This window comes from Micromonospora sp. NPDC047074, assembly GCF_040643815.1.
Lineage (GTDB): Bacteria > Actinomycetota > Actinomycetes > Mycobacteriales > Micromonosporaceae > Micromonospora.
Map to the genome: position 1 here is coordinate 397,832 of NZ_JBEYVB010000001.1, position 21,814 is coordinate 419,645.

Annotated in this window: 24 protein-coding genes; 12 read left to right on the plus strand and 12 right to left on the minus strand. The window is 69.5% G+C overall.

What is annotated here, in order from left to right:
• Nucleotides 1-6: 6 nt before the first annotated feature.
• From ABZ809_RS01900 to ABZ809_RS01925, 6 genes are all read right to left on the minus strand, one after another.
• Entirely contained in the window at nt 7-1,305 is a 1,299-nt protein-coding gene (locus ABZ809_RS01900) for an AAA family ATPase (protein WP_357560429.1), read from the minus strand.
• Nucleotides 1,302-3,428, minus strand: coding sequence for an N-6 DNA methylase (locus tag ABZ809_RS01905; protein ID WP_357560430.1), 2,127 nt, complete (start codon nt 3,426-3,428; stop codon nt 1,302-1,304). The genes ABZ809_RS01900 and ABZ809_RS01905 overlap by 4 nt, the downstream gene beginning before the upstream one ends.
• 103 nt (nt 3,429-3,531) lie before the next feature.
• A complete protein-coding gene (locus ABZ809_RS01910; RefSeq protein WP_357560431.1) occupies nt 3,532-3,726 on the minus strand; it encodes a DUF397 domain-containing protein in 195 nt (64 codons plus the stop codon).
• 330 nt (nt 3,727-4,056) lie between these two features.
• Nucleotides 4,057-6,048: a hypothetical protein gene (locus tag ABZ809_RS01915; protein ID WP_357560432.1), complete on the minus strand. Its 1,992-nt coding sequence runs from the start codon at nt 6,046-6,048 to the stop codon at nt 4,057-4,059.
• Nucleotides 6,048-7,202, minus strand: a complete 1,155-nt coding sequence (locus ABZ809_RS01920; protein WP_357560433.1) for a 5'-methylthioadenosine/S-adenosylhomocysteine nucleosidase — start codon at nt 7,200-7,202, stop codon at nt 6,048-6,050. The genes ABZ809_RS01915 and ABZ809_RS01920 overlap by 1 nt, the downstream gene beginning before the upstream one ends.
• The gene (locus ABZ809_RS01925) at nt 7,199-7,927 is read right to left on the minus strand and encodes an NUDIX domain-containing protein (RefSeq protein ID WP_357560434.1); all 729 of its coding nucleotides are present in this window, start codon (nt 7,925-7,927) and stop codon (nt 7,199-7,201) included. The genes ABZ809_RS01920 and ABZ809_RS01925 overlap by 4 nt, the downstream gene beginning before the upstream one ends.
• Nucleotides 7,928-8,251: 324 nt before the next feature.
• Here ABZ809_RS01925 and ABZ809_RS01930 point away from each other — a divergent pair, with 324 nt between their 5' ends.
• The 4 genes from ABZ809_RS01930 (at nt 8,252) to ABZ809_RS01945 (ending at nt 11,125) form a co-directional block, all read left to right on the plus strand.
• The gene (locus ABZ809_RS01930; protein WP_357560435.1) at nt 8,252-8,662 is read left to right on the plus strand and encodes a RusA family crossover junction endodeoxyribonuclease; all 411 of its coding nucleotides are present in this window, start codon (nt 8,252-8,254) and stop codon (nt 8,660-8,662) included.
• Nucleotides 8,659-9,513 carry a hypothetical protein gene (locus ABZ809_RS01935; RefSeq protein WP_357560436.1) on the plus strand — a complete coding sequence of 285 codons (855 nt, stop codon included), beginning with the start codon at nt 8,659-8,661 and terminating at the stop codon, nt 9,511-9,513. Before ABZ809_RS01930 ends, ABZ809_RS01935 begins: the two co-directional genes overlap by 4 nt.
• 305 nt (nt 9,514-9,818) lie before the next feature.
• A complete protein-coding gene (locus ABZ809_RS01940; RefSeq protein ID WP_357560437.1) occupies nt 9,819-9,944 on the plus strand; it encodes a hypothetical protein in 126 nt (41 codons plus the stop codon).
• Complete coding sequence (locus tag ABZ809_RS01945; RefSeq protein WP_357560438.1) at nt 9,941-11,125, plus strand: hypothetical protein; 1,185 nt, start codon at nt 9,941-9,943, stop codon at nt 11,123-11,125. The genes ABZ809_RS01940 and ABZ809_RS01945 overlap by 4 nt, the downstream gene beginning before the upstream one ends.
• Nucleotides 11,126-11,232: 107 nt before the next feature.
• Here the strand turns inward: ABZ809_RS01945 and ABZ809_RS01950 are convergent, their stop codons facing one another.
• A complete protein-coding gene (locus ABZ809_RS01950) occupies nt 11,233-12,135 on the minus strand; it encodes a sulfurtransferase (protein ID WP_357560439.1) in 903 nt (300 codons plus the stop codon).
• 113 nt (nt 12,136-12,248) lie between these two features.
• Here ABZ809_RS01950 and ABZ809_RS01955 point away from each other — a divergent pair, with 113 nt between their 5' ends.
• Together ABZ809_RS01955 and ABZ809_RS01960 are read left to right on the plus strand one after the other, a co-directional pair.
• Nucleotides 12,249-12,776: a SigE family RNA polymerase sigma factor gene (locus ABZ809_RS01955; RefSeq protein WP_357560440.1), complete on the plus strand. Its 528-nt coding sequence runs from the start codon at nt 12,249-12,251 to the stop codon at nt 12,774-12,776.
• Complete coding sequence (locus ABZ809_RS01960; RefSeq protein ID WP_357560441.1) at nt 12,769-14,007, plus strand: hypothetical protein; 1,239 nt, start codon at nt 12,769-12,771, stop codon at nt 14,005-14,007. The genes ABZ809_RS01955 and ABZ809_RS01960 overlap by 8 nt, the downstream gene beginning before the upstream one ends.
• 51 nt (nt 14,008-14,058) lie before the next feature.
• On the opposite strand, the gene ABZ809_RS01965 is transcribed toward ABZ809_RS01960, so the two are convergent.
• Nucleotides 14,059-14,505: a hypothetical protein gene (locus ABZ809_RS01965; RefSeq protein ID WP_357560442.1), complete on the minus strand. Its 447-nt coding sequence runs from the start codon at nt 14,503-14,505 to the stop codon at nt 14,059-14,061.
• Nucleotides 14,506-14,508: 3 nt separating this feature from the next.
• Entirely contained in the window at nt 14,509-15,276 is a 768-nt protein-coding gene (locus ABZ809_RS01970) for an SGNH/GDSL hydrolase family protein (RefSeq protein ID WP_357560443.1), read from the minus strand.
• 418 nt (nt 15,277-15,694) lie between these two features.
• On the opposite strand from ABZ809_RS01970, the gene ABZ809_RS01975 reads away from it, so the two are divergent.
• From ABZ809_RS01975 to ABZ809_RS02000, 6 genes are all read left to right on the plus strand, one after another.
• Entirely contained in the window at nt 15,695-16,066 is a 372-nt protein-coding gene (locus tag ABZ809_RS01975) for a hypothetical protein (RefSeq protein WP_357560444.1), read from the plus strand.
• Entirely contained in the window at nt 16,063-16,554 is a 492-nt protein-coding gene (locus ABZ809_RS01980) for a roadblock/LC7 domain-containing protein (protein ID WP_357560445.1), read from the plus strand. Before ABZ809_RS01975 ends, ABZ809_RS01980 begins: the two co-directional genes overlap by 4 nt.
• A 146-nt stretch (nt 16,555-16,700) precedes the next feature.
• A complete protein-coding gene (locus tag ABZ809_RS01985) occupies nt 16,701-18,476 on the plus strand; it encodes a proline--tRNA ligase (protein WP_357560446.1) in 1,776 nt (591 codons plus the stop codon).
• A 58-nt stretch (nt 18,477-18,534) separates the two neighbouring features.
• Nucleotides 18,535-18,960, plus strand: coding sequence for a CBS domain-containing protein (locus ABZ809_RS01990; RefSeq protein ID WP_357560809.1), 426 nt, complete (start codon nt 18,535-18,537; stop codon nt 18,958-18,960).
• Between the two features lie 74 nt (nt 18,961-19,034).
• The gene (locus ABZ809_RS01995) at nt 19,035-19,463 is read left to right on the plus strand and encodes a SufE family protein (protein ID WP_357560447.1); all 429 of its coding nucleotides are present in this window, start codon (nt 19,035-19,037) and stop codon (nt 19,461-19,463) included.
• A gap of 20 nt (nt 19,464-19,483) precedes the next feature.
• Nucleotides 19,484-20,119 (plus strand): DsbA family oxidoreductase, encoded by a 636-nt coding sequence (locus ABZ809_RS02000; RefSeq protein ID WP_357560448.1) that lies wholly within the window; start codon nt 19,484-19,486, stop codon nt 20,117-20,119.
• A gap of 74 nt (nt 20,120-20,193) precedes the next feature.
• Here the strand turns inward: ABZ809_RS02000 and ABZ809_RS02005 are convergent, their stop codons facing one another.
• The 3 genes from ABZ809_RS02005 to ABZ809_RS02015 all read right to left on the minus strand — a co-directional run bounded on the left by ABZ809_RS02005 (nt 20,194) and on the right by ABZ809_RS02015 (nt 21,798).
• Complete coding sequence (locus ABZ809_RS02005) at nt 20,194-20,742, minus strand: YbaK/EbsC family protein (protein WP_357560810.1); 549 nt, start codon at nt 20,740-20,742, stop codon at nt 20,194-20,196.
• Nucleotides 20,743-20,873: 131 nt separating this feature from the next.
• On the minus strand, nt 20,874-21,068 hold the full coding sequence (locus ABZ809_RS02010) for a hypothetical protein (protein ID WP_357560449.1): 195 nt from the start codon (nt 21,066-21,068) through the stop codon (nt 20,874-20,876).
• Nucleotides 21,069-21,156: 88 nt separating this feature from the next.
• Nucleotides 21,157-21,798, minus strand: coding sequence for a GAP family protein (locus ABZ809_RS02015; RefSeq protein ID WP_357560450.1), 642 nt, complete (start codon nt 21,796-21,798; stop codon nt 21,157-21,159).
• Between the last annotated feature and the right edge of the window lie 16 nt (nt 21,799-21,814).

Here is a 21,814-nt window from a genome sequence, read left to right on the forward strand (position 1 = left end):
GGAGGGTCACGAGAGCACTCCTGATGCGAAGAGGGTGCCGATGTCGATGCTGCCGTGCCAGTCCTGCATCCGAGGGTGCGCGGTGCCGGGGATGACCTCGACCGCGCCGTCGCCGTCGAGCCGGGCGAGCACGATGTTGGCGAGGTCGGTGTTGGCCAGCACGATCGGCGACTGGGTGGAGATCCACACCTGATCGTCGGTAAGGGCGGCCAGTGACTGCACCACGGTCTCGATGGCCCGTGGGTGGATGCCGTTCTCCGGCTCCTCGGTGACCAGCAGGCGGGGCCGCGCGGAGCTGGGCAGGTAGGGCAGCAGCGACAGCGACAGAATCCGCAGGGTCCCCTCGGACAGCCCGGACGAGGTAACCCGGTAGCCGCCGGCGTACTCCACCGACAGGTAGGCGTAGTGGTCGTCGGCACGCTCGATCGCGGTGACCCCGGTGATCTGCGGCAGCGCCGTCTGCAGGTGATCGATCCAGTAGCCGAACCCTTGCGGATCTTCCTGTTGCAGGTGCAGCACCAGCCAGGGCAGGTTGCGCCCGGAGGGCAGCACCCGCAGCGGGTCACCGGGCGCGGCGGCCTGGCGCAGTTGGGCCCAGTCCGGATCGAAGAAGACGGCACCTTCACGCAGCAGGTTGGCGAACCAGAGCGCCGCCGGGAACAGCTCCGGATCGGCCGGCACGGCGGCGAGCGCTACCTGACTGCCCGGCACCCGGAAGTCCGGCACCCGTGGGCCTCGGGTGGTCGTCTCGGCGGTGAACGCGGTCGGCTCGCCCGGCCCGCGTTGGATGACCGGCTGGGCGGCTTGGCGGGCGGACCGGCCGCGCTTGGGCAGGTTGGCTCCCTGCATCGCGATGCCCGCGGTCGGGCGCCGCCGGTCGGCCGCGGAGAAGAGGTAGAGGTATTCCTCGTCGACCTGCAACTCGTCGTTGAAGATCCGCAACCGCAGCTCGTACCGCAGGTGATCCGGGATCCGGTGCATCATCGCCGCGGTGCTGCGGCCGGCCATGGTGTTGACGATGTCGGCGGGCAACGCGGCCTCGATGGTGAAGGCGATGCTGTCGCCGCGCCCCTGGTGCACCAGCTCGGTGAGGGTGTGCGCCCGGGGCACGCCGCGCCACCCCGGTGGTCGGAGGAAGGCGTCGGCCACCCGCTGCTGGGCGAGCAGGTCACCGAGCAGCACCGGGATGTCCAGCAGAGTGCTCTTGCCGGCACCGTTAGCACCGGCGAGCACGTGGAACTCGCCCAGGTCGATGCTGAGCTGCGCGAAGCAGCGGTAGTGGTAGGCCTCGATCCGGGTGATCATGTGCGCTCCCCTGGCTCGGGGTGCTCCGCGCGGAATCGCCGGTAGGCTTGGACGATCTCCGGCAGGTCGTTGTCGACGACCTCCTTCTTGCGGGTGACGTCTCGATAGCTGGTGCCGCCGTTGCGGTAGACCGGGATGCGCTCCACAGTGTCCTGCAGGATCGGCACGCCGTCCGGCCGACACTTGTAGATCTTGTTGCCGCGCCGGTCCACCCCGACCTTCTCCGCCACCGCCATGAAGACCGGATAGTCGGGTTGCTCACCCAGCTCGGCTGCCAGCTTCTCCCGGTCGGTCTTCTTCTTGAGCAGCAGCACCGAGGTGAGGATGTTGACGTGGGCGTCGACGATGAAGGTCTCCACCGGCAGCTCGACGCTGGCCAGGATCCAACAGTTGTCCAGCACCCAGCGGCGGATTCCTTCGTCCACCGGGCCGGGGTTGGACAGGATGCCATTGGGCAGCACGATGCCGATCCGCCCGCCGGGCCGGACCCATTCGACCGCCCGTTGGATGAACAACTGCTCCGGCGACATCGCCGACACCCGGCCCGGCCCGGCCTCGACCTGGCCGGTCTGCCGGTTGCGGGCCCAGGACTGGGCCACCCCGTCGCGGTACGCGTCGAGGATGTCCGCGTCTTCGATCTTGATGTCCGAGCCGAACGGGGGGTTGGTCATCAGGACGTCGATGCTGCCCAGCGGGATCTTCTCGGCTGCGGCGTGCCGTTCGGTCAGGTGGCCGCCGGGGAAAGCGAGGGAGTCCAAGTGGAAGACGTTGCCCTCTTCGCCGGTGGAGAGCATGACGCTCATCTGCGAGGCACGCACCAGGAATGGGTCGAAGTCGGCCCCGAACAGATGCGTCCGCGAGTACTGGGCCAGCCGCTCCTGGTGCTCGATCAACTGTGCCTCGGTGTCGGGCAGACCCTTGGTGCCCGCCGCTGCACGCCACTGGTCGAGCAGGTAGCGCAAGGGCTCCCGGAGGAAACCACCGGTGCCACAGGCCGGATCGAGGATGGTTTCGTGCTCCTTGGGGTCGAGCATCTGCACCATCAACTCCACGGCGCCCTTCGGGGTGAAGTACTGCCCCCGGTCGCCGCGCAGGTTGATGCCAACCAACTCCTGATACGCCATGCCCTTGACGTCGATGTCGGTGCCGGCCAGGTCGTAGGAGGCGAGCTCGCCGACGATGAAGGCGAGCGCACGCGGCGAAAGGCTGATCTGGTCGCGGTCGGTGAACAGCGGATAGTTCTTCTTCACCTCGTCGAAGAGCTCATGAATGCGCCCGGCGATGTCGGCGCGGCCTTCGTTGGTGAAGGGTTCGGCCGGCAGGGCGTAGAACCGGGGTGCGCGGTGCTGTCGGCGGCTGATCCGCTCGTCGTGCACCTTGGCGAAGATCAGGTAGAGGAACTGCCAGAACGCGGCGTCCTTGGGCAACCCTTCGTTGCCGTGCACGTAGTTGTGGCAGCGCCGGAAGGCGGTCTTGAGCATGGCTGCCTCGCCTCGGCGGAGCCGAGCTGCAGAGCCGCTCGTGGCGCCGAAGCTGCTGGCGGCGTCGATCGGCCAGTCGGCCCGCGCCGGGAATTTGACACCGAATCTGGTGTTTTCCCGCTGCAGGAAGAAGAAGTCCAGGCCGTTGGTCCACAGGCCGTACTGCGCGTTGGGGGTGGCTGGCGTGCCGAGCAGATCCTCAAGCTCCTCCAGATCCTGCCGGGCCTGCTCATGTGTCCTGATTTTGGTGACGGCCCGGCTGACCTTCGGCTCCGGTTTGCAGATCACCACCCGTTGCAGGTTCTCCAGGGTCTGCGGCGCGCCAGGGGTGAAGACCGCGATATCGGCCTTGCGGATGCGCCGGCGCCGCCCCTCGATGTCGACCGGGATCGGGAAGTCGCGCGCCATGTCGTCGACCGAGATGCCGTACTCCACGGCCAGGGCTCGGGCGATGCGCTGGCGGACCTCTTCGTTGCCGCGCAGCCGGACCGCCTTGTTGGTGATGAAGTCGATGGTCTCGTCTGTTGCCAGGGACTCCGGCCCAGCTCCGGCGACCGCTGCCGTGCGGGATTCGTCGCCCGACGCGACGTCATGGCCCCTGTCGTCAACCATCCGCTGTGCCAACCCCTCTGAGCCGATCAAGTCTCGATCATTGTCGCCTGTGTGACCGACACTCCCGCGCGACACCCCCGAATCTGCCCGGGGTGGCGAGGGCCGAGCCGGAGGTGACCAGCGCAAGAGGTGGTCAGCGGTGGGTGCTGACCTGGGCGACGAAGGCCGACCAGGCGGTCGGGCCGAAGGTGAGGGTGCCGTCGGTGCGGTCCTTGCTGTCGCGGACCAGTACCCGGCCCGGCAGGTTGTCGGCGACCTCGACCCAGTCGCCGCCATTGCTGCCGCTACGGGTGCTCTTGTGCCAGTTTGGTGCGTCACTCATGTTCATGGATCACCCAAGGATCAAGTCGCGGGACAGATCACAGGGTAGCGCTCGCGCGCAGATGGCTTCCCAGACAGTTGCCGCGTAGTGCACGTCCTTCATCCTGGTGCCGATCTCACCCTCACCAGGGTGTCGATGTATACCACCGGCGATCCGTCCGGAAAGTGGCGATTGCAAAAGCGCCCGTGAGCCCGGCGTGCACGCCTGCCGTGAACGGGGTTGTTTAGACGGGTGACGGACCCGTCTGGCTTCTTTCGCGCATTGACTACTGTCAAGGCGCACTATTCGAAATGGGTTTACTCCTACCCAATAACCGCATTTTTAGACCGCCCTGACCTAATCGAGCAGTCCGCGTATGGCGCTCGCGAGGTTGGCAAGCCTTTCGTCTGCGCGGCCGCGTCGGTGTTTGACCCATTCCTTGCCTTCGGCGGCGACGCCTTCGAGGACGTGCAGGGTGTGACTGAGCCCGGCAGCGTCTAGCGACAGCTCAGCGATCTTGGTCGGGTTCTCGTCGTGCTGGAGCGTCCCGTTGTCAGGATCGCTAACTTGGATCGAGATGGGTTCTCCGTTGAACAGAGTCAGCTCGAAGGTCTGCTGTCGGGTGGCGATGCCGTCGATCCGTACGGCTGCGACGGCGTCGAAGCGGTAGTTGAGCCGTTGGGTGGTGCGGCTTGCGGAGGTTTCGAAGTCGAGATCGATGTCTACCTGCCGGACGCCGTCGTCGGTGAGGAGAAACAGCAGCAGGCGATACCGGGAGTACCGCCACGGTCCCTGCGGATACCGGGCCTTCTTGCAGGAGGGTGCCGGCGCCTCGATGAAGGCGTGGGCGATCACCTGGCTGGGGCGGAGTCGGTATTGCCGCATGGCCTGGTCGACCAGGACCTTGCGGTCGCTTTCCAACCAGGTGGCCATCTCGGTGTCCGACGGCTTGTCGGACAGCTTTTGGCACCACCGGTGGTATGCCGCCCAGCGGGCCGTATTCTTGTCGTTGCGTTCGGCATGGTCGTCGGCGACCCTGCGTCGCTCGGCGACGATCCGAAACGACGAGCGCACCGCCGCCACCGCGGACGCCACCGCGAGCAGGAACCAGCCTGTGCCGGACAAGGGGGCGCTGGTCACGACGGCAGGAACGGCCCAGAGGCTCCCGGCGGCAAGGAGGGCCAGTCCCCCGACGTGGAGGGCCGTGGTCCTGGCGGGGTTACGCAGCTGCTGGCGGTACGCGGTCAGCGTGTCTCGTTCCCATTGCCCTCGGACATCTCCCACCAGGTGTCGGACGAGCCAGGCGACCCGTTCGGCCTCGATGCGCTGTTCCCGATAGAGCTCGACCACCTCGTCGCGGAGGTGCCGGCGGATCCCCGCCGTCTGGTCGAGCCAGTAGGCTCGGTCGGTCCCTTCGGGCACGTAGCGGCGGAAGTAGCGGTCGAAGAGCCGGTCCACTTTGCGGGCGAAGCCTCCCGGTGGTGCATTTCGTCGCTGCTGCCGGGGTGGACGGATCTGGGCTTCCTTTGCGCGCAGCCGTGTTCCGCGGTAGTACCGGTCCGCCCCACCGACGCAATACGCGGCCAGTCCGACCAGGGCGGCGAGTAGACCGAGGAACGGGTCGAGCGTGCCACGGGCCGTCACCAGTACGATCATCTGCACTAACGCGAAAGTAAACACGGCCGCGCCAGCGCCGGCGCGTAGCCAGTCGCGCAGCGCAACAGCAGCGGGTTGCACCGGTAGGGTCCGAGGCTGAGCGGGTGTGGAGTGAAAGAACTTCCAGACGCGGTTGAATCGGTTCTTCGCTGTGCGCTGCCAGTCGGCCAGGGCCACGGACTTCCGCCACATCTCTTCCTGCATCGCGCCTTCGAGTAGCGCCTCGAGATGGCCGTAGATCCCGTCGCGTTGACGCCGGTTCAGCGCGTCGATCTCTTTGACCACGAGATCGGTCTCGGCAGCGCCGACGGGAGCCAGGAGGCGGATAATTATCTTCAACCCCGCAGCCCACTCGTCATGGTCGTCGAGATGGGGCAGGCTGGCGCAGATGGCGGTGAGGCGATCCAGCTCCTCGGGGGCGAGTTGGCGCAGGGTGCGTCCGCTCAACAGGGCGATCAGCCGGTAGAACTGGACCTCCGTTGTCACATACCCGCCGGCGACAGCCTTTTCGATGAGCTCGCGCGCCTGATCACGAACTCGCGCGTCGAGGTACTTCAGCGCGAAGGCGAACTGCTCCTCCGGACTCGGGTTTGGCGGCAGTCGGTAGAAGTTGATGTCGCCGTGGACTACGCCTGCCTGTACGTCGACGTGCGCATCTCCTTGGGCGATGTTGGTCGTGGTCGGGGTCGTCATCACATGCCCCGCACTACGGCGATGATGGCCGCGAGCCGCGCGGCCAGCTCGGACACGTCGGCTACCAGTCCCCGCAACCGCTTGAGCGCGACCATCAGGCCGCTCTTCTTCTCGGGTGTGCCCGCCGAGACGCATGCCGTTGCCGCTTCCAGTTCCGACTCTGCGGCGGCGTAGGTTTCTTCGTCCAACTGTCCGTCGAGGTGGGCCTGCTTGAGGTGGGTTCGCAGGTCCGCGATGCTCGCTGCCAAGTCGATCGGCTGGTTGGCGCCAGCGCCGACGGTGACGTTGCCGTAGATCTGCCCGGCTTGCACCCCGACGTGGGCGTTTCCGGTGGCGATGTTGCGGTTGGTCATTGGCATCGTGGGGCTCCCGTCCCGGTCCGCGCCGCCTCGGCTGGCCGGCCCGTCGCTGATCAGTTCTCGCGCCAGTGCGGTGGCGAACGCGGCGGCGTGGCGTGCGGCCTTCGGTTGCCAGTCCTGTCCGTCCGTGGCTGCCTTGCTGCCGTCCGCGTGGTCGCTGATGCCGCGCACGACCACCACGGGCAGGGCACGGTTGAGATGGCCCGCCTGGGCCACACCGGCCGCTTCCATCTCGATCGCTACGGCGTCGTTGTAGTGCTGGCGGATCCAGCGGGCCTGTTCGGAGATTCCCGAGTCCTGCACCACTTCCCCTGCGGCGATCGGCCCGAAGTGGACCTTGGGCGCTGCGCCGACGGGAAGACCACGGCGCCACCCGGCGGACCTGTCGACGTGGTGGGCGATCTGGTCGGCCTCGTGGGGGATCTCCCACGCCTTCGGTCGGGCCTTCAAACCGTCGTCCTCGCTGGTGCCGCCGTGGTAGGCGTAGATTTTGCTGGCGACGACCACGTCACCGAGTCGGATGTTGGGCCAAAGGCCACCGGCGACTCCCACGAACAGCACAGCGGCCGGGGAGAACTCGGCCATCGCCCTCTCGGCGAGCACCGCGGCCGGATGATTGCCCTTACCGACCAGCCCCAGGGCGACCCGGCAGTCGCTTTGTCTGATCCGGCCGACCTCGAAGCGGGTGCCGGCGGGGTGCCGCCGTACACGTAGGTCGGTCAGCTGGTCGCGGACCGCTGCGTATTCGAGGTCCAGCGCCGTGAGGATCACGACGAGACCGCTGTTCGTGCTCACGCTTTCTCCCTGTCTGTCTGGCTGAGGGGTCGGATCATCGGAGGGTGAAGAGTCGTGCGGGGCCCGGGACGGAATAGCCGAGCGGGACGTCCGCCATCGGTCTTGCGACTCGGCCCGGCGGGGACGATGAAACCGTCCACGCTCTGCACTTTTCGGTAGAAGTTCCGCGCATCGAGCGGCACGCCCCACACCGCCTCGTAGACGTCCTGAAGCTCCGAGATCGTGAAGGTCGGACCACAAAAGGCGGTGGCGAGCGCTGAGCGCTCCAACTTCTCCCGCGCCCGGTCGACCCCATCGGTCAGGATCTGCCCATGATCGAAGGCGAGTTGCGCGTCACCGGACAACGCCTGCGCCACCGGGGTCCAACACGCCCGGGATGCGTCGGTGCCGGCGACCGGCTCGGGTAGCCGAGGGGCGATGGCCAGGTAAGCCGCGGAAACCACGCGCCCTCGGGGATCACGATCCGGCGCACCGTAGATGCCAAGTTGTTCGAGGTGCAACTGATCCGGTCCCAAGCCCGCCTCCTCGGCAAGCTCTCGATGGGCAGCCGTCACCAGGTCTTCCTTCTCGTGGCCGAGGAAACCGCCAGGCAGAGCCAAGGCGCCCTGATAGGGCTCAATCCCGCGCTCGATCAACAGCACATGAAGGCAGGACTCCCGCAAGGTGAGAATGACGAGGTCAACCGTCAGTAGAACTGGCGGTGGCACCCAGTGATCGTGAGACATGGACCGACCATAGACTTATTGTCACCCTGACAGCGAGCCTGCGGTGCTGTCGGATTTCAGCGTTTCCCGCGCGTACGGAAGCGCGTTCTTCGCCGCTTGGCTCACCAGGCGCCGGCCAGCCGCTCTCGCTGCTGGTCGGACTGCGCTGGCTTGACCTTGGCCGACCAGCGTCGCACCACAAGCGGCCACCGATCTGCGTCGTCGTACTACCGGCTTGTGGCGAAGCCCGGGACGGGGAGGCTGGACGCCTGAAGCCGGTTTGGCATGCGGACTAGCGGCGTGGCCGGTGCCGGAGTCGTCGGCCTGGCCACATAGGATCTTTTCGTGTCCTCCCTGCCGTGGGACTTTGTTGTGCTTGGCGTGCCGGTGTCGGTGCAAGCCAAGTCGACGAGTCGTACCCGGTGGAAGGCGGCTGTCAGCGCAGCAGCTCGTGCAGCGTGGCCAACTGGAGGCGAGCCCCTCCGGGGTAGGCTCCAGATCCACGTGACGTGTTACCACGACAGCGCTCCGCCACTGGACGTGGACAACATGCTCAAGCCGATCCAGGATGCCCTCATCGGCATCGTGTACGTCGACGATGGGCAGCTTGTGGACTGCCACGGGCATCTCCGCGATGTCAATGCTCAGTACGGAGTAAGGGGCATGACGCCCGCGCAGGCGCACGGGTTTGTCTCCGATGGCCCCTTCGTGCACGTTAGGATCGAACCGGCCCCCGAGCTAGGGAGGCTGCCATGAGCCCTAAGCGCCGGAAGAATCTTTTCACCAGTCATCTGCAGCGGATTGTTGCCGAACTGCAGGCCGATGGCTGGATTGTGAGCACAGAAGATCAAGGCTTGCCTGGTGCGTTCAGAGCCGATCTTGTTGCGCGGCGCGGGGACGAGATGCTTATTGGTGAGCTCGCATCACGGGAAACTGCGAAACGTGACTCGCTTGAACAGTTGGCGCGACTTGCCGAAAGCATTCCGGGTGCTAGATTGCAGGTTTATTGGCTTGGCGATGCTGTCGAGAACCTGCCGGCGCCAGCCAATGTCGAACGCATCATCGTCGAAGCGCGAGGGGTTCTGCCACACTCGACACCAGCAAGTCTACTACTTGCTTGGGCTGGTCTTGAAGCGGCGGTTACGCATCTCTCTTCGGAGCTTGAACTGCAAGTGATGGAAGCCGGCGCATCATCATGGCAGACGCTGACAAACTTGTACAGCCTCGGCCATATCGATGAATCCGACTTCAAGCGACTTAGTGAGCTTTGGCGTGTCCGCAACGACATTGCTCATCGCGGGAGCCCAACTAAGCCGTCGAATGAGGACGTTTCATTCGTGCTTGATCTGGCTCGGCGCATGGTGAGAGGCCAGTACGCCTCTGTGGATGACATGATCGATTGGTTCCTTGAGCGCTACGAAGACCCGGTTAATCAGTTGCCATACGACGGCGCTGAGGGCGGCTACCAGTATCAAGGCGATGGGCCATTTGACGCGGATGAGGTGCTTCGGGAAGCGTTTCCACAATCCTCGGAAACGTCGCTCCTTGAGGCGGCCCACCTTCTCAACAGCATAGCTGCAGAGTGGGTTTTGAAGCGCGACGAATAGTTGAGCGTGCTAGATTTTTAGGTATCATGCCGTGATCTCGCATGCCCTACTTGCCCTGAATGTTTGGGGAGTTGTTCTTATCGAGAGGAGCGATTCATGGCGTGCGGCTCCCGGTCGGGGCTTCGAGTCTTGGTCGACAGCTGTCCTACCTGGAGCCTCGCACCCATCGACCACCGGGCCAGCCACACCCGTCCAGAGCTGCAAGATCGCTAAAAATGCTCACTGCGTCAGACGACCTCGAACATGCCAGCGCGGAAATTCGCGACCCTCACACGGACAGTTTTGCAGCAGGCTTCTATCAACCCTTGACTACCGTGAAGAGCCAGTGCCACGCGGCGCTGCGCCGGCTCCGCGAGGTCGCGCCCGAACTGGGCCGCGACGAGGGACGACCCGGCGGCGGCCTGGTCACCGGAATGGAGGCGAACCAGTGAGGCAGGAGGAACTGCGCCGACTGCTGGCCGACGCGGCCGAGGACGTCCGACTGTCGCGCCCGGCGTCGACCGGCTGGGAACGGGCCCGCCGCGTCCGCCGCACCCGCCGCACCGCCGCAGCCGTCGCGGTCGCGGTCGCTTTGCTCACCGGCGGAACGGCGCTGGCCCTGCGCCCCGCCGAACCGCCGCCGGCACCGGCCACCACGGCGACACCGGCCCGGAGCCCGATCCCGAACCCCGTGCCCGTGCTGACGCCGCCGGCCGACCTCGCCTATCCCGGTGACCCGCTCGGCCGCCTCGGCGACCCGGTGACCGCCGCGCTGTCCGCCCGGCCGGTCCGCCGGGCACTGGCGCTGTACCAGCCGGTCGACCCGGCATCCGGCGTCGAGGGGCGGATCCGGGTGCTCGGCGACGACGGCTTCGTCCGCGAACTCGACGTGGTCACCCCGGCCCGCACCCGCGACGCGGGCGGCAACTACGCCGTGCCGCTGAAGACCGGGAGCCTCTCCCCGGACGGGCGGACCGCCGCCTTTGCCCAGACCGGCGAGGTGATCGTGGTCGACCTGACCACCGCCGCCGTGCGCCGCCACCCGATCGAGGGCTACCTGGAGCAGGTCCTCTGGGCCGGCGACCGGCTCCTCGTCGGCGACGACGACACCACGTACGAGGTGGACCGGGCCACGGGCACCGCCCGCAAGCTGCCCGTGTCGCCCTGGGACATGGTCACGCCCGACCCGACCGCCCGGACGGGCACCATGCTGTCGGTGGGCGGCCCGCAGGCGGGTCTGGTCCTGACCCGGTGGAGCGCCGACGGCGCCCAGCGGGCCCACTGGCCGCTCGATTTCCGCGCGCTGCCCCGCGGCAACACGGTCGACGAGTTCTACGGGCGGGGCTGGCAGCGTGGCGACCTGGTGGCCCGGGCCGGCTGGCTCACCACCGGCAACACAGGTTCACTGGAGGGGGTCGCGCTGCTGAACGCCAGCACCGGCGTGGTGACCCATCTGCTCAATCTCGGCCGGGACCACGGGAAGGGCTGCTGCGAGGTGCTCGGCTGGGACCGGGACGGAGGGGTGCTGCTGCGCTACGACTCGGGCGGGCTACTGCGCTGGCGACCGGAGACCGGCGAGGTGACCGGCGTGGTCCGGGTCTTGTACGGCGAGGTGTCGCTCGCCGCCGGTTGAGCAGGTGGGCGTAAAACGCTGGGCACGTCGCCGCCCGCCCTGCCGTCGTACCGCCGCAGGGCCGGTCCCCGCGCGACCGCGGCGGCGCGCGGGGACCGGCCGGCGGGTCAGCTCGCCAGGCCGCCGGGCTGGTCGCCCTTCACGACGGGAGCCCGGACCAGGTTGCCCCACTCGGTCCACGAGCCGTCGTAGTTGCGCACCTGCGGGTAGCCCAGCAGGTGCCGCAGCACGAACCAGGTGTGGCTCGACCGCTCGCCGATCCGGCAGTACGCCACGATGTCGTCGTCCGGGCTGAGCCCGAGCTGGTCGGCGTAGATCGCACGCAGCTCGTCCGCCGACTTGAACGTGCCGTCGTCGTTGGCGGCGGACTTCCACGGCTTGCTGACCGCGCCCGGGATGTGCCCGCCGCGCAGCGCGCCCTCCTGCGGGTAGTCCGGCATGTGCAGCATCTCGCCGGTGTACTCACCCGGCGACCGGACGTCGACCAGCGGCCGGCCCGCCGCCACGTGCGCCATCACCTGCTCGCGGTACGCCCGCACCGGCGCGTCGTTGCGCTGCGGCACCGGATACTCGGCGCGGGGCCGGGCCGGCCTGTCGCGGGTCAGCTCGCGGCCCTCGGCGACCCACTTCTGCCGGCCGCCGTCGAGCAGCCGCACGTCGGGGTGGCCGAAGAGGGAGAACACCCACAGGGCGTACGCGGCCCACCAGTTGAAGTTGTCGCCGTAGAAGACGACCGTGTCGCCCCGGCCGATGCCCTTGGCGGCGCACAGCTCGGCGAAGCTGCGGGCGTCGAGGTAGTCCCGGGTCACCTGGTCGTTCAGCTCGGTGTGCCAGTCCACCTTGACGGCGCCCGGGATGTGGCCGGTGTCGTAGAGCAGCACGTCCTCGTCGCACTCGACCACGACGAGGCCCTCGTCGCCCAGGTGCGCGGCCAGCCATTCGGTGGTGACCAGCCGCTGCGGGTCCGCGTACGACTGGAGTCGGGGATCGGGATCGCTCGGCACAGACATGGTCCCCAAGGTACGCCGCTTCGCAGTCCCGCGACCGGCCATCGGGAATCGGTGCAGCGGATGTGACGCGCCAGACGTGACAGTGACGAGACCACCGACCAGCAAGGAGTCCCATGACCGTACGGCAAGGGACCGGGCCGCCCCGGAAGGCCGTGTCGCCTGTGGACTTCACCGAGTTCTACCAGGCGCACTTTCATCGGCTGGCGGTGCAATTGTACGCGTACCTGGGGGACCACGCCGAGGCGCAGGACCTGACCCAGGAGGCGTTCTGCCGGATGCTGGAACGCTGGGACCGGATCAGCGCGTACGACGACCCCTTCGCGTGGGTTCGCCGGGTCGCCTGGAACCTGGCCACCAGCCGCCTGCGCCGGGTCCGCACCGCCGTGCGGCACCTGGCCCGCCAGCGGGAGGAGCACGTGCCCGGCCCGGAGCCGGACCGGGTGGCGTTGAGCCGTGCCCTGGCCGCTCTGCCCGCGAATCAGCGTCGGGCCATCGTGCTGCGCTACCTCGCGCACCTGAGCGTCGCGGAGATCGCCGACCAGATGGACGCCCCCGAAGGCACGGTCCGCTCCTGGTTGTTCCGGGGCCGGGCGACGCTGGCCACCTTCTTCACCGAACGGCAGGAGTCCCACGATGCGTGAGACCGCCCTGGACGAGATCTTCGCCGAGTTCGAGGCCGACGCCCTGACCAGTTTCCGCCCGCCGGGCGTGCCGGTGGCGGAACGCCGGGTACGCGACCGGCGGCGACGACGGTTGCTGGCGGGTGTGGCTGCCCTCCTCCTGGCCGGACCGGCCGGAGCGTTCGTCGCCGCCGGCCGGGGCGCGGATCCCGACCCGCCGGCCCCGGCACCCACCCCCTCCGTGTCACCGACATCCACCGGGCAGCTCCCCGAGCGGAGAGTCGCCCTGCCCGGCGAGCTGACCGACCTGCGATTCGTCGACGCCCGGCACGGCTGGGCGATCTTCGACACCTGCGACTCGGGCGACCTCGACGCGACCGGCTGCCGGCGGACCGTCGGACGGACCACCGACGGCGGGGTGACCTGGCAGCAGAGGATGATGCTCGCCGACGTGAAGGGGTCGGCGAGCCTGTTGCCGGTCGACGACCAGACGCTCACGGTGTTGGTCCACGACGGATATTTCGTCACCACGGACGGCGGCACTCGCTGGTTCCACCACCAGCTCAGCGCTCCGCCGCCGGCCGCGCAGGCGAGCGCCGCCACCCGCAGCGGGTTCCTCGTCCGCTGCCCTGGCGAAAACGGCCTGGAAGGCAGACCATGTCCCCGACGGGAGCTGATCCGGGTCGGCTCCGGCCCCGTCCGCCCGCAACCCCCGGTGGCCCTCACCGAAAAGACCGGTCACCGGGTCGTCGAGGGCGGCGACGGGCGGCTCTGGCTGGCCGTACGCGACGGGGACCGGCTCACCGTCCTGCTCAGCACCGACGGGGCGGCGAGTTGGCGGAAGCTGCCGGCCGTGACGGGAGCCGGGCGGCTCCTGGTCTCCCCGGACGGCGCCGACGTTTGGCTGGCGAGCGTCCAGGAGGACGGATTCGACATGGCGGTGACGAAGCAGATGTGGCGGCTGGCCGGGAGCAGGTGGGAGCAGCGACCGGGCCTGCCCGACAACACCGTTGACGTCGCCGCCGCGAACGGCGGGATCCTCGCCGTCACCAGCGCCTACGGCAACGCCGGCTTCTGGGCCGACGGACGCTATCTCGACGTGCCCGAGCTGCGCGCCGCGCTGCGGTACGACACCGACCCGAGCCCGGCGGTCGAGGTGCTGCGGGACGACACGGTCGTCGTGAGCACCGGATCCGCCCGGATCATGGGCGTCGGCTCCGGCGTCACGCGTACGTGGACCCGGATCTTCTGAAGAGGGACCGGCGTGCGCCGGTGCATCCTTCGGCGGTACGAACCGGAGCGGTCAGGCGCGGCGGTGGGCGATCCGGCCGGCCACCACCGTCACCAGGCAGGTGCCGTCGGCGTCGAGGACCGCCAGGTCGGCGCGCCCGCCGGGCGCCAGCGTCGGCGGTACGGCGCTCGGCAGCACCCGCAGGTCGCTCCGCTCCACGGCGGCCCGCAGCGCCGGCTCGGTCACGTGCTCCGCCAGCACGGCGGTCACCCCCCGGCGCAGCAGCGCGTGCACCCGCTCGCGGGGGGTGTCGGCGGCCGGCAGGGGCTGGTCGTGCACCAGCCCCGGCCCGAGCGTGCCCGGCCAACGGCGGACCCTGGCCCCGGCGTACGCGTCGATCAGCTCCGCCAGCGGACCGACCGCGACGATCCGGTCGGCCCGGACCACGACGGCGGCCCCGGCGACGGGCGGGGTGCCGGGCGCGGTCCGCAGCAGCGGCGCGGTGTGCAGGGTGAGCATGTGTCAGTCGGTGACCGGGCCGAGCGACGGGCGTTTCGCGGTGACCGTGTCGCCGGAGGACCTGCCGGTGAGCCGGCGCTTCACCCACGGCGCCAGGTGCCGCCCGGCCCAGCGCAGGTCGGCGGCCCGGGCGGCCAGCCAGGGCGTGGGCGCGGGATGCGGCGGCACCAGCAACCACTCCTCGTCGCAGCCCACGCCCAGCGCGGCCAGCACCTGCCCGGCGACCCGGCGGTGACCGGCCTCCGACAGGTGCAGCCGGTCGGTGCTCCAGAGCATCGGGTTCAGGTAGGTGTCGTCGGCGTAGAGGTCGACCAGGATCGCGCCGTGCCGCTCGGCGGTCTCGCCGACCGCCCGGTTGAGCAACTGGACCCGGGGGGCGACGAGCCGCTGACCGGGCAGCCGGGCCATCACGTCGGCGAACCGGAAGAGGACCACGTCGGCGCCGCCGGAGCGCAGCTCCCGCACCACGTCGTCGAAGCGGGTGACCAGCGCGTCCGGGTCGAAGTTGCGGCGGAGCACGTCGTTGCCGCCGGCCGCGAAGCTGATCAACTCGGGCCGCATGGCGAGCGCGGCGGGCACCTGCTCGGCCACCACGGCCGGGAAGAGCCGGCCCCGGATGGCCAGGTTCGCGTACTGGAAGTCGGGGCCGGCCTCAGCTGCCAGCCGGGTGGCCACCAGATCGGCCCAGCCGCGGTAGCTGCCGTCCGGGTACGCGTCGTCCATGCCCTCGGTGAAGCTGTCTCCCACCGCCACGAAACTGCCCCAGCGCACCTGTTCATCCCTCCGCCGTGGTGGTAAGGAAGGGCACCTTGCTAACGCTTCCGGTAGAGGAAGGGCCCCTTCCTAACGCGGGACAGTCTCCACCAGCAGCGTCGGCGGCGGGGGCGGTCGACGGGCAAACGTGGTGGAGGTCATCGACCCGGATCAGGAGCGTGCTCCGCACCCCGTCGCAACGTGGCCTATCAGGGCAAGCTCCCTCGGTCATCCGACGATCCGTCGCATTTGTGGTCCTGCCGGCTGGTCGGCGGCTCCGGTCAGATAGATGGCGGTGCCCCCCGGATGCGCTGCGGCCCCTGGTGTGCGAGCCTCTTCCGAGCCATTTTCACGGGGTTGTGTCGTTTGTCACCACCGCGTCACCCTCAGCACGGCTGAGGAGATGACGTCGCCCGGTCCTGGGGGGAGAAACACCGTGCCAAATCTTGACGTGGCGCTGAAGAGTGCGATGAGCATCGACGGCGCGATCGGCGCCGCACTCGTCGACTACAACAGTGGCATGACGCTCGGCGTCGCCGGTGGCGCGGGGGAGGTCGACCTCACCGTCGCCGCCGCCGGCAACACCGACGTGGTCCGCGCCAAGCTGCGCACCATCGAGATGCTCAACCTCAACGACGAGATCGAGGACATCCTCATCACGCTCGGCACCCAATACCACCTGATCCGCCCGTTGACCAGCCGTACCGGCAAGGGGCTCTTCCTCTACCTGATGGTGAGCAAGAGCGGCGCCAACCTGGCGATGGCGCGGCACCGGCTGCGCACCATCGAAGAGAGCCTGGAGTTGTGAGCGGGATCGACGACAGCCAGACGCCCCTTCCCCGCCGAACCGCACGCGGCACGGACACCCTGCCGCCACCGCACCGGCTGCCTCCGTCGCTGGCCGGGAACACCTCGCTGCCGTACCCGGCGATCGGGCAGGAGATGGCGGAGCTGCGCCTACAGATCCCCGGGGTGCAGGGCTGCGTCCTCGGCGGGGTGGACGGCCTGCTCATCACGCACAACCTGCAGAACGACGTCGACCCGAACGAACTGGCAGCGCTCGCCGCGACCACGTACGGGCTGGGCCGGCAGGTGGGACTCCGGCTGGGGCAGGGCGACTTCCAGCAGTCCACGGTCCGCAACGCCGACGGCCACCTGAGCGTCTACGCGGTCAGCCCGCAGGCGCTGCTCGCCGTCGTCGGCGAGGACACCGTCAACGTGGCCCGGCTGCACCTGCACGCCCCGGCCGTGGCCGAACGGCTCGCCGCCCTGCTGGCCTCGGCCCCGCCCCGCTGAGGCCACTGCGGCTCACCGAGGCCCGCTGACGGCATCCCGCGCCGCCGGCTCCGGCACCAACCGCTGGCAGCGTCCATCGGGGACCGGCCCGGGCGTCGTACCCGAATTGGGTCGTCGCCCGGCGCCGGTCGCCGTACATTTCGCCAATGCTGCTGCGTATGTCGACCCTGCTGCTCCGGACCCTGCGCGAGGACCCGGCGGACGCGGAGGTGCCGAGCCACCGGCTGCTGCTGCGGGCCGGCTACATCCGTCGCGCCGCACCGGGCGGCTACACCTGGTTGCCGCTGGGCAAGCTGGTGCTGGACCGGGTCACCGAGGTGGTCCGGCAGGAGATGACGGGGATCGGCGACCAGGAGGTGCACTTCCCGGCGCTGCTGCCGGCCGAGCCCTACCGGACCTCCGGCCGCTGGGCGGAGTACGGCGACGACATCTTCACCCTCGCCGACCGGCGCGGCGCGGAGCACCTCCTCGCGCCCACCCACGAGGAGCTGGCCGCGCTGCTGGTGAAGGACCTGTTCAGTTCGTACCGGGACTTCCCGGTCACGCTCTTCCAGGTGCAGACGAAGTTCCGGGACGAGGCCCGGCCCCGCGCCGGACTGCTGCGCGGGCGCGAGTTCCTGATGAAGGACGCCTACTCGTTCGACCTCGACGAGGCGGGACTGGCGGCGGCGTACGACCGGCACCGGGGCGCGTACCGGCGGATCTTCGACCGGCTCGGGCTGGAGCACACGATCGTGCACGCGACGTCCGGGGCGATGGGCGGTTCGGCGTCGGAGGAGTTCCTCGCGGCCACGCCCGTCGGCGAGGACACGTTCGTCGGCTGCACCGGATGCGACTACGCGGCCAACACGGAGGCGGTGACCACGCCCGCCCCGCCGGCCGGCGACCCGGACACGCAGCCGGCGGCCGAGGTGCACGACACCCCCGAGACCCCGACCATCGCCAGCCTGGTCGCGCTGGCCAACGCCCGACGCCTGGGTGGCCGGCACAACTGGACCGCAGCCGACACCCTGAAGAACGTGGTGCTCGCCCTGCGCCGGCCCGGTACGGGCGAGGCTGAGGCCGAGCTGCTGGTGGTCGGGCTGCCCGGCGACCGCGAGGTCGACCTGAAGCGGCTCGGCGCGGCCGTCGCCCCGGCCACGGTGGACGTCTTCGACGGCTGGGACGCCCATCCCGAGCTGGTTCGTGGCTACATCGGCCCGCAGGTCATGGCGAAGCTCGGCATCCGCTACCTGGCCGACCCCCGGGTGGTGCCGGGCAGCGCCTGGCTGACCGGCGCGAACGAGCCGGGCCGGCACGCGACGGGGGTGGTCTGCGGCCGGGACTTCGTGCCCGACGGCACCATCGAGGCAGCCGAGGTACGCCCCGGCGATCCCTGCCCGGCCTGCGGAACGGGCGAGCTGACCATGCGCCGGGGCATCGAGATCGGGCACATCTTCCAGCTCGGTCGCCGCTACACCGACGCGTTCGCGGTCGACGTGCTCGGCCCGGCCGGCAAGCCCGTCCGGCCGACCATGGGCTGCTACGGCATCGGCGTGTCCCGTGCGGTCGCGGCGATCGTCGAACAGCACCACGACGAGCGGGGGTTGGTGTGGCCGGAGACGGTCGCGCCCTGCGACGTACACCTGGTGGCCGCCGGGAAGGGGCCGCAGTTGGACGCGGCGCTGGAGCTCGGCGGACGGCTGGCCGCCGCCGGGCTGCGGGTGCTCGTCGACGACCGGACGCACGTCTCCGCCGGGGTGAAGTTCACCGACGCCGAGCTGATCGGCATCCCGCGCGCCGTCGTGGTCGGCCGCCGTCTCGCCGAGGGGTACGTCGAACTGCGCGACCGGGCGTCCGGCGAGCGCGTTGAGTTGCCAATCGACGGAGTGGCGGATCAGCTCGTCGAGCGGGTAAACCGGGTGCGCGGGGACATGGTGTAGCGAACGTGTCACGGGGTACCGCAGTCCGATCGACCGAGTGGCGTTTCTGGAGGCTCTCATGACCGGTTACCGGGTCAGCGACGTGATGACGAAGCAGGTCATCTACCTGCCCGCGGAGACCACCCTGGACGAGGCTGCCAGGGTGATGAAGGAGGCGGACATCGGCGACGTGGTGGTCACCGACGGCGCCACCCTCGCCGGCATGCTCACCGACCGGGACATCGTGGTGCGGGCGGTGGCCGAGTGCAGCAACCCGGCCACCACCACCATCGGCTCGATCATCACCCGCGAGGTGGTGATGATCGAGCAGCACTCGACGGCGTCCGAGGCGGCGGCCCTGATGCGCGAGCGGGGCATCCGGCGGGTGCTGGTCTGCGACAGCGACCGCAAGCTGGTCGGCATCGTCTCCCTCGGTGACCTCGCGATGCAGCTCGACCCCAGCTCGGCGCTGAGCGACATCACCGAGCAGGCACCCACGGTCTGAGGTGTGAGGAAGGGCCCCTTCCCAACGCCTCCGGTCGAGGAAGGGTCCCCTGCAAACGGCGGTAGCCTCGGGGCATGCCATCCATGCCGGCCCGGCTTTCCGAGATCGTCGACGAGTTCGCCGCCGCGCCCCGCGACGTGGTGCTGGAGATGCTGCTGGAGTACGCCGACGTCATTCCGCCGCTGCCCGCCGGTTCCGCCGACCGGGAGGGCATGGAGCAGGTGCCGGAGTGCCAGACGGCGTTCTTCCTGCGTGCCCGGGTGACCCCGGACAAGACGGTGGAGACCCTCTTCGACTGCCCGCCGGAGGCGCCCACCACGCGCGCGTTCGCCGGCATCCTCGCCGAGGGGCTGGCGGGCGCGAGCCCGGACGAGGTGCTCGCCGTCCCCGACGATCTCTACCAGCGGATGGGGCTCGCCCAGGCGATCAGCCCACTGCGCGTACGCGGCGGCACGGCCATCCTGGCCCGGCTCAAGCGGCAGGTCCGGGAACAGATCGGCTGACCGGAGGGTTGTCATCCGGCATGGAGATCGACATCTACGCCGACGTCGTGTGCCCGTGGTGCTACATCGGCAAGCGCCGGCTGGAGCAGGCCCTGGAGTCGTACGAGGGCGAAGTGACCGTCCGCTACCTGCCGTTCCAGCTCGACCCGTCTCCGGTGCCGGAGCCGCGCCCGCTGGTCGACGCCTTGGCCGCGAAGTTCGGCGGGGCGGAGCGGGTCAGCCAGATGTTCGGGCAGGTGACGGGGGTGGCCGCGGCCGCCGGCCTCAAGCTCGACTTCGACCGTGCGGTTGCCGCGAACACGTTCGACGCGCACCGCCTGGTCGCCTGGGCCACCGAACGTGGACGCTCCGCCGAGATGGTCGACGCGCTCTACCGCGCCCACTTCACCGACGGCGTCAATGTGGGCGACCGGGAGGCGCTCGCCGCTCTCGCCGCCGAGGTGGGCCTGGACGCCGCGGAGGCGCGCCGCTTCCTCGACTCCGACGAGCGGGTGGCGGAACTATCCGAGGAACTGGCCGCCGCCCGGCAGATGGGGGTCACCAGCGTGCCCACCTTCGTGCTGGCCGGCAAGTACGCGGTGACCGGCGCCCAGGAACCGGAGACGCTGCTCGCCGCCCTGGCCGAGGTGGACCGCCGCGAATCCGAGGCCGACTGAACTGTTCCGCCGATCGGCACGGACATCGACCAACGCGATGTTTCACGTGCAACGGTATCGGTGGATGTGATTACTCAGGCCGGCCTGGCCAGGCCCTCCACCACCTGCGCGCCGGGTAGCACGCCGAGCGCCGGCCCCGGCAGTGCGATCTTGCTGTGCCGTACGCCGGACCCGATGATCACGTGCGGCGTGGCGACCACCCGGGAGTCGACCAGGATCGGCCACTGCTCCGGCAGGCCGATCGGGGTGATGCCGCCGTACTCCATGCCGGTCAGCTCCACCGCGTCGGCCATCGGTGCGAAACTCGCCTTGCGGACGTCGAGCGCCCGGCGGGCCACCCCGTTGACGTCGACGCGGGTGGTGGCGAGCACCACGCAGGCCGCGTAGCGGACGACGCCCTCACGCTTGCCGGCCACCACCACGCAGTTGGCCGACACGTCCAGCCCCACCTCGTACGCGGCGCAGAAGGCGGCGGTGTCGGCGAGTTCGGCGTCGATCGGCGCCACCAGCACCTCGTCGGCGTCCACCGGAGCGTCGGCGGGCCACTGCCCGAGGGCGGCGGCGACCGGCGGAGCGAGCAGGTCGAGTCGGGCGCGGGCGGACTCGGTCTTCAGCGTTCCCATCACGCCTGCGATCCTCGCACCAACCACCGCCCGGCCGGCCCGGAGCCCGGAGCATCCCGAAGCCCGGACCGCCCCAGCCCTGGTCGACAGGGCCCGAACGGCGCGGCGGGCCGGCAGCTCGACCGCGCCGGTCAACTGCCGGTGAGGAAACCGTTCTCGCGGAGCAGAGCGCGGTCCCGGACGGAGGCCAGTTCCTCCGCCCGCTCGGCCTGGACCCGACGCACCTCCATCTCCTCCAGGGCGTGACGGACGGCGAGCCGGATCACGCCGTAGAGGAAGACGAAACCGGCGACGTAGAGAATGACGGTGGCAACCATGGCGAACATGGCGTCACCGTAGGCCGAACATGAACGCGCAGGCCGTTCATCTTGCGTCCGTTCCCCCGTACGTGTGCGTGACGGGTTGTGCGTTGGCTCACCGGAGCAGGTCGGCCACCGTTATCAGCACGAAGAGGCCGATGACGATCTCGCTCACCACCCAGGAGTGCTGCTGGGCCCAGTCCCGCATCCGGGGCAGCACCACCTCGGCGCGGTGGCCGAGCAGCAGCAACGCCAGCAGCGGCAGGGCCAGCAGCATGAGGGTCAGCAGGACGAACGGCAGCAGGTGCCACCACGACAGGTCGTGCCGGCCGGCGGTCGCCCCGACGGTGAGCATCGTGAGCTCGTCCGAAGGCATCGCCAGAAAGAGCAGCGCGCCGAGCCGGAACGCGTAGCCGGGGCCGGCCTGCTGCAGTTTGCTCATCCACTTCGGCGGGTTGGTGTCGTGCCGGCGCAGGAAGACGACCACCGCCAGGACGACCAGCAGCACCAGCACCGCCACGTCGATCCAGCGGCCGACCGTTCGGCGCCCACCGGAGCCGTCCCCGATGTTGATGTTCACCACCCGGATGAGCAGCCAGCTCGCCGTCACCCCGACGGTGACCACGGTCCCCGCCCCGGCCAGGTAACCCAACGAGGCGGCCCGTGGACGGTCGGCCGAGGCGAGGAAGACCGCCGCGACCAGTTGCGTCCCGGCGACCATCACCACGGCCATCGGCAGGATGGTCAGGAGGTTCATCGTCCGCCCATCATCC

What these genes read in the sequence shown, in the direction of transcription:
- ABZ809_RS01900 (WP_357560429.1), bottom strand. Translation starts at nt 1,305, where the DNA reads ATGATCACCCGGATCGAGGCCTACCACTACCGCTGCTTCGCGCAGCTC.
- ABZ809_RS02015 (WP_357560450.1), bottom strand. Translation starts at nt 21,798, where the DNA reads ATGAACCTCCTGACCATCCTGCCGATGGCCGTGGTGATGGTCGCCGGG.
- ABZ809_RS01950 (WP_357560439.1), bottom strand. Translation starts at nt 12,135, where the DNA reads ATGTCTGTGCCGAGCGATCCCGATCCCCGACTCCAGTCGTACGCGGAC.
- ABZ809_RS01915 (WP_357560432.1), bottom strand. Translation starts at nt 6,048, where the DNA reads ATGACGACCCCGACCACGACCAACATCGCCCAAGGAGATGCGCACGTC.
- ABZ809_RS01990 (WP_357560809.1), top strand. Translation starts at nt 18,535, where the DNA reads ATGACCGGTTACCGGGTCAGCGACGTGATGACGAAGCAGGTCATCTAC.
- ABZ809_RS02000 (WP_357560448.1), top strand. Translation starts at nt 19,484, where the DNA reads ATGGAGATCGACATCTACGCCGACGTCGTGTGCCCGTGGTGCTACATC.
- ABZ809_RS01935 (WP_357560436.1), top strand. Translation starts at nt 8,659, where the DNA reads ATGAGCCCTAAGCGCCGGAAGAATCTTTTCACCAGTCATCTGCAGCGG.
- ABZ809_RS01925 (WP_357560434.1), bottom strand. Translation starts at nt 7,927, where the DNA reads ATGTCTCACGATCACTGGGTGCCACCGCCAGTTCTACTGACGGTTGAC.
- ABZ809_RS01955 (WP_357560440.1), top strand. Translation starts at nt 12,249, where the DNA reads ATGACCGTACGGCAAGGGACCGGGCCGCCCCGGAAGGCCGTGTCGCCT.
- ABZ809_RS01960 (WP_357560441.1), top strand. Translation starts at nt 12,769, where the DNA reads ATGCGTGAGACCGCCCTGGACGAGATCTTCGCCGAGTTCGAGGCCGAC.
- ABZ809_RS01910 (WP_357560431.1), bottom strand. Translation starts at nt 3,726, where the DNA reads ATGAACATGAGTGACGCACCAAACTGGCACAAGAGCACCCGTAGCGGC.
- ABZ809_RS01965 (WP_357560442.1), bottom strand. Translation starts at nt 14,505, where the DNA reads ATGCTCACCCTGCACACCGCGCCGCTGCTGCGGACCGCGCCCGGCACC.
- ABZ809_RS01985 (WP_357560446.1), top strand. Translation starts at nt 16,701, where the DNA reads ATGCTGCTGCGTATGTCGACCCTGCTGCTCCGGACCCTGCGCGAGGAC.
- ABZ809_RS02010 (WP_357560449.1), bottom strand. Translation starts at nt 21,068, where the DNA reads ATGTTCGCCATGGTTGCCACCGTCATTCTCTACGTCGCCGGTTTCGTC.
- ABZ809_RS02005 (WP_357560810.1), bottom strand. Translation starts at nt 20,742, where the DNA reads ATGGGAACGCTGAAGACCGAGTCCGCCCGCGCCCGACTCGACCTGCTC.
- ABZ809_RS01995 (WP_357560447.1), top strand. Translation starts at nt 19,035, where the DNA reads ATGCCATCCATGCCGGCCCGGCTTTCCGAGATCGTCGACGAGTTCGCC.